Source organism: Roseobacter sp. HKCCD7870 (genome assembly GCF_037830315.1).
Classification (GTDB): domain Bacteria; phylum Pseudomonadota; class Alphaproteobacteria; order Rhodobacterales; family Rhodobacteraceae; genus M30B80.
This window is the reverse complement of record NZ_JBBLYO010000001.1, coordinates 1,384,001-1,390,000: the sequence shown is the minus strand read 5'-3', so window position 1 is coordinate 1,390,000 and position 6,000 is coordinate 1,384,001. Positions and strand designations below refer to the sequence as shown.

Below are 6,000 nucleotides of genomic sequence, written 5' to 3'. Positions count from 1 at the left end.
GCCGTAACTATAACGGTCCTAAGGTAGCGAAATTCCTTGTCGGGTAAGTTCCGACCTGCACGAATGGCGTAACGACTTCCCCGCTGTCTCCAACATCGACTCAGCGAAATTGAATTGCCTGTCAAGATGCAGGCTTCCCGCGGTTAGACGGAAAGACCCCGTGCACCTTTACTACAACTTCAGATTGGCATCAGGCCAAGCATGTGCAGGATAGGTGGTAGACTTTGAAGCAGGGACGCCAGTTCCTGTGGAGTCATCCTTGAGATACCACCCTTGCTTTGCTTGATGTCTAACCGCGGCCCGTTATCCGGGTCCGGGACCCTCTGTGGTGGGTAGTTTGACTGGGGCGGTCGCCTCCTAAAGAGTAACGGAGGCGCGCGATGGTTGGCTCAGAGCGGTCGGAAATCGCTCGTTGAGTGCAATGGCAGAAGCCAGCCTGACTGCAAGACTGACAAGTCGAGCAGAGTCGAAAGACGGTCATAGTGATCCGGTGGTCCCAAGTGGGAGGGCCATCGCTCAACGGATAAAAGGTACGCCGGGGATAACAGGCTGATGATGCCCAAGAGTCCATATCGACGGCATCGTTTGGCACCTCGATGTCGGCTCATCTCATCCTGGGGCTGGAGCAGGTCCCAAGGGTATGGCTGTTCGCCATTTAAAGAGGTACGTGAGCTGGGTTTAGAACGTCGTGAGACAGTTCGGTCCCTATCTGCCGTGGGTGTAGGATACTTGAGAGGAGTTGCCCCTAGTACGAGAGGACCGGGGTGAACGATCCACTGGTGGACCTGTTGTTGCGCCAGCAGCAGTGCAGGGTAGCTATGATCGGACAGGATAACCGCTGAAGGCATCTAAGCGGGAAGCCCCCCTCAAAACAAGGTATCCCTGAGGGCCGTGGAAGACCACCACGTCGATAGGCCAGAGATGTAAGCGCAGCAATGCGTTCAGTTGACTGGTACTAATTGCCCGATAGGCTTGATTTGATCCAGTAGAAGCCAGGTTTGGCCTCTAGGATTGATGAAAGCATCACACTCAGGTGTGCTGACTTAGATGTTTTGTGTTTCTTTCTCGGTTTGGTGGTCATAGCGTGAGCAAAACACCCGGCTCCATTCCGAACCCGGCCGTTAAGTGCCACTGCGCCAATGGTACTGCGTCTTAAGACGTGGGAGAGTAGGTCACCGCCAAACCTAGTAAGAAACACGAACACCGATCTCTCTAACGATGCAGCCCCAAATTGCCTGAAATTTCAGCCTTGGGGCCTGTATATTGGCGCGGGGTGGAGCAGCCCGGTAGCTCGTCAGGCTCATAACCTGAAGGCCGCAGGTTCAAATCCTGCCCCCGCAACCACTTTTGTCGAACCAATAAAACAAGGCTCATCCGTAACCGGGTGAGCCTGTTTTTTGTCTGATAGAGCGACATTGAACAAAGCTGCCAACTGACCGTGCAGCACGACTTCCCATCCCTGAGGAGTGTGGCGCAGATCAACTCGATCGATCAATTCGCGTATTAGAGGAATGGCTTCAGACGCAAATGCGGGATCGTTCAGCATACTGGTGAGTTGACCGAGTTTACGTTGATACGCTTCCGCGAGGTTCGGATGCATCAGAACAGGCGATGCCTCCACTTGCTGATCTTGGGCGGCCCTGAGCTGCTTCACGCGTGCTTCAAGTTCGCCAATCCGAGCCATTATGCCTTCGCTGCGTATTCCATCAGCCACTGCATCGTAAAGACCATCCAACTTCTTATTGGCTGCGGCAAGATCGTCCCTAAGGGCATTGGTGGCAGCAAAACGATGTTTTTGTAATTCGTTGAACTCCCGTTGATAAGCGTTGACGAATGCCTTCACGGCCTCGGGGCGCATTAATCCATGATTAAGAAGCTCGACCACTTTAGTCGTCAGATCTGGGCGGCGTATGCCTTTGCTTTGGCTGCACGTCTGTAGCTTTCGCGCATTGCTACATGCCAGATAATCGCGCCCCACGGACACCATCTTCCCTCCACAGTGACTGCAGTGTGTCTTATTGGACAGGATGTGGATGGGACGTCGAGTTTGCCAAAAGTCTGGTTGCTTTTGTGGCGCGCGCTTCTGCTTGGGCCAAATCTCCTTCTGGCGTTGTTTCACGCGCCTCCAGAGATCGTCGTCAATAATTCTCAAGTGCGGGACCGCGGTGACTTGGATCTCGTGTTCGGCATTGCGGCGCGAGACGCGCTTCCCAGTCTCCGGGTCCTTGATGTACCTTTGGCGGTTCCAAACCAACCGGCCCACGTAGAGTTCGTTGTTGAGAATACCAGTTCCGCGCTGAACATGACCCCGTATGGCGCTGTCGCGCCAAAGCCGCGTTCTCGGCGCAGGTATGCGATCCCGATTTAGGTCCCGCGCAATTTGCTTCGGTGATTTTCCGTTGGCAAACTCTTCGAAAATCCGACGAACTATTCGTGCTTCGCCTTCATTGATTATTCGGTCGCCGCGCTCATCGCCCGGAACGACTGAATACCCATAGGCATTACCACCGCCGCTTTTTCCTTTTGCAACGCGCCCCTCAAGGCCACGCTTTGTTTTCTGTGCGAGGTCTTTAAGATATAGGGCTGACATTGTGCCTTTTAGGCCAATGTGTAGTTCGTTGATGACCCCCTCAGCCACAGTGCAAATTACCACGCCTTGGAATGCCATCGCTTTATAGAAGCCAGCGATGTGCTCTTGGTCTCGACTAAGACGATCAATGCTTTCGGCCACCACGACATCACAGCCGCCTTCTCTGACAAAGCCAAGCAGGTCTTGATAGGCTGGACGTGTATGAGAGGCTCCGGACAGTCCGCGATCGGCGAATGTTTTGACATGTGACCATCCCCTGCCCTCGATCAGTCGTAAACAAAGTCGCTCCTGATCTTCTATGGACGTATCGCGCTGCATATCAGTAGAGAAGCGGGCATAGACAGCAACGCGCATTACTCATTCCCCCATTTGTCGAAGAGCGCCTCGAACACATCGTTTCCTGCCCCAGCTTCATCGATGATCTGGCCGATGACGTCATGGAGACGGGAGGCGGCTTGGATCATGGAGGCGTGCTCGTAATGGGTGAGGGTGGTGGAGAGCTGATTGTGATTGAGAATGCGCGCTGCAGCGAGCACATATTCTGGTTTGTCGGCTGTGAGGGCGCTGGCGGCGCAGTCTCGGAAGAGATGCGGGTTTATGGCCGTGCCAAGGGTGGCCTTGGTGCAGCGCTTGCAGCCGTAATAGAGGGATTGGCTGGACATGGCCTCTGCACGGGTGGAGACCCATAGCGGACCGCCTGAGGGCAGGGGGGCGTCAATGGGCACCTCCGGCTGCCGGAGCAGCTTCTGCCTGTAACGGCGGAGATAGAGCTGCATAAGCGCGCGATACTCTTCGTCCTGTGGGAGATAGAAGTCCAAAGGCATCTTGTCCTTCATCTGATGCGCCGCAAAACTGCAGCGCCAGAGGTCGCCTGCGAAGGTGATGGTCTCACCTAAGGTGAGAGATTGCAGATTGCTGAGCCGGATGGGCGACCAAATCAGGAAGGCCACAGACATCGCATCGCGGAAGCGGGAGGCGGATTGGGTGGTGAGGGTGCCTTCCGACCTGATCGACCACATCTCTACAGCGGCTGCCTCCCAGATCTCTGAGGGGGCTCGCAGGCGCTCGGCCTTTTTGCGGGAAGGCACGGCGCGGGCGTTCAGCCGGGTGCAGAGATCCCGCAGTAGGGTTAGATCGGCCTTTGGCTCCATCACGCGGATGGCTTCCGTCAGATCGGTGATGCGCGAGGTGATGGTCACACTGGCCAGACCCTGACGGTCTAGCTCAGCGAGATACCCGCGCAGATGGTCTTCCGAGATGCGCTCTGAGGGGAAGACGGCAGGATCACGCAGGCCGCCGCTCTGCAAATACCAGAGCCATTTGGCATAGCCCTTTTGGACCTGCAGCTTGGTGGCCTCAGACCAATGGGAGGCTTTGCCTGCCTTTTGGAAGTAACGGCCCTCTTCAGTGGCGGATTGCCAAAGCCTGCGGTCTTGCTCAGGCCAGTCGTTAAGGGGAAGGGAGGTGCGTTCAATCTTACTCATGACGCACGCCCCTTTGGCTTGCCCATCAGAGCCAAGGGATCCATGAACAGATCCTTATGACGCTTTGGGTTTTGCTTATGCTCTGTGAAGGCTTGGGCCACACCATCCCGCCGGGCCTTGGTGATCACCTCACCGTAAAGCTCGATTGCTTTTTGGGTCTCAGCGCCCGCATAATGCGCATAGGTTGTTGTAAGCGCCTTATGACCCAGAAGCTTGCGCACGACTTCATAATGACCGGGCAGGCGATCTAGGAGGAGCTTGGCCGCCGCATGACGGAACTGGTGCGGGGTTAGACGGATCGCGGCATGGGACCAGAGCGTGTTCGTGATGAGCTTGCGCAAGGCCGAGCAGTCTTTTGCAGCCCCTTTGCGGCCTGGGAAGAGATAGGGGCTTGCGCCAGGGGTGAACATCATGCGCCAGTCATCGATGTAGCGCTTCACCCGCTCGGTCGTGGCCTCTGGTAAGAGGAAGTCGAGCGCGACCTTGTTCTTCACCTCTTCCATGGGCACGACAATGCGCAGGCATTTACCATGCCAAATGAAGTGTTGATCGAGACGCAGCATGTTCAGGTTGTGGATCCGCATCGGTGCGAGCTGAAGGAGCTCAATGAGGACGGCAGCCTGTATCAAGAGATGCGCATCCTTGCGCACACTGCCCTTCTCAACCGTCTTGGACATGGAGAGGGCGCGGTCCCAGAGCACTTGCGGCAAGGTGAGGAATCGCAGAACGGCCTTTGGATCATCAAACTGATGCATAGAGGCTGCATTCTTCTTGGAGAGCCCGTCATGAGAAAGACGCAGCTTGGGCATATGCTCTGCAAAGAAGGCTACATCTTCATCGGAGGGATCACAGTGCTTGACGGCGTAACAACGCACGCTCCAGGCAAGCTCCCCGATATGCTTTGAGGTCTCACCGCCATTGCGTTCCAACAGCCAGTTGATGCCGGTCTTAAACATGGCTGGCGTGACCAGATCGCGGAGAGACTGCACGCGGCCTACATCCACGCCCTGGTATGAGAGCGCAGAGATGTAACGATGCAGCTGCCCCCGAACCGCATCGATGCTGATTGGTGCAAAGGGCTTCTTTAAACCCTTGCTGAAGACATCCTTGCTTGCGAGGTGATCGAGATAAGCATCTATATCCGCCTTCACAGGATCAGAGACGAGAGCCCAGTCGATGGCATAGAGCCGGTCTTCATAGCGGGGCACCTGAAGCGTGACCTGTGGCCAACCCATATTGCAGTGCTTCTCCACCATTTGGTTCCAGACACGGCAGGTCGATTGATGCCGCACGCGCGGGCGCTTGATCAGGCTCTCGGCCTCAAGGGCAGAGAGATAATCGTCAGATACAGCGTCAGACACCGAGCCGGGCGGGATGCCTTGGTTTGAGCAGTAGCGCATAAAGCGGCTCAGCTCAGACTTACGATAGGTATCGCCACTTAGAAGATCATAAAGCACCTGCCATTCAGCCGTGAGCTTTGCTGAAGCTGGCGCAAGCTTGGTGTTGATCTTCAGATGCCGCATCGCGCCCAAGACTAAAGACCGCACATTTTGCACACGGCGCCGCGTTACATTGATCAGGGTTGGATGCACACGCTCAAGCTTCTCACGGATGTAAGGCGCAGAAGCTGGGATGCTGGTCTCAGGCAAGTGGAACCATTCCGCCAAGCTGCGGCAGGCAGAGACCATATCGCGGCGCCGATACACGGGTAGCTCATGATCTGCTTCTATATGCGCAATCACGTCAGCCAAGCTCATCTGATCGGGGTCAAAGAACGGGTTATGCATGGTCATGGCGGTTACTCCAGGAAGACGTGAAGGAAGATGCAGGACAGTTTGGGTCACGTGAAGCCATTCGAGGCAAAATACTACATATAGTGCAAATATACCACAATTGATGGTCAAAATAACAACATATAGATTTGCA

General features: G+C 55.5%; 3 protein-coding genes, 1 tRNA gene and 2 rRNA genes (1 of these 6 running past the window's edge). 3 read left to right on the top strand and 3 right to left on the bottom strand.

Annotated elements, in window-relative coordinates; genetic code table 11:
- The 3 genes from AAC637_RS06955 to AAC637_RS06945 all read left to right on the top strand — a co-directional run.
- Positions 1-980 (top strand): 23S ribosomal RNA (locus AAC637_RS06955); it begins 1,852 nt to the left of the window's first position.
- Positions 981-1,069: 89 nt separating this feature from the next.
- Positions 1,070-1,184 (top strand): 5S ribosomal RNA (gene rrf, locus AAC637_RS06950).
- A gap of 83 nt (positions 1,185-1,267) precedes the next feature.
- A tRNA-Met gene (locus AAC637_RS06945) sits at positions 1,268-1,344 on the top strand.
- Here AAC637_RS06945 and AAC637_RS06940 read toward each other — a convergent pair.
- Genes AAC637_RS06940 through AAC637_RS06930 form a run of 3 tightly spaced genes read right to left on the bottom strand, consistent with a single transcriptional unit; the run spans position 1,301 to position 5,867 of the window.
- Positions 1,301-2,944 (bottom strand): recombinase family protein, encoded by a 1,644-nt coding sequence (locus AAC637_RS06940; protein ID WP_340303169.1) that lies wholly within the window; start codon positions 2,942-2,944, stop codon positions 1,301-1,303. The two genes, AAC637_RS06945 and AAC637_RS06940, sit on opposite strands and share 44 nt — an antisense overlap.
- On the bottom strand, positions 2,944-4,074 hold the full coding sequence (locus tag AAC637_RS06935; RefSeq protein WP_340302890.1) for a tyrosine-type recombinase/integrase: 1,131 nt from the start codon (positions 4,072-4,074) through the stop codon (positions 2,944-2,946). The genes AAC637_RS06940 and AAC637_RS06935 overlap by 1 nt, the downstream gene beginning before the upstream one ends.
- On the bottom strand, positions 4,071-5,867 hold the full coding sequence (locus AAC637_RS06930; protein ID WP_340302889.1) for a tyrosine-type recombinase/integrase: 1,797 nt from the start codon (positions 5,865-5,867) through the stop codon (positions 4,071-4,073). The genes AAC637_RS06935 and AAC637_RS06930 overlap by 4 nt, the downstream gene beginning before the upstream one ends.
- Positions 5,868-6,000 lie beyond the last annotated feature (133 nt).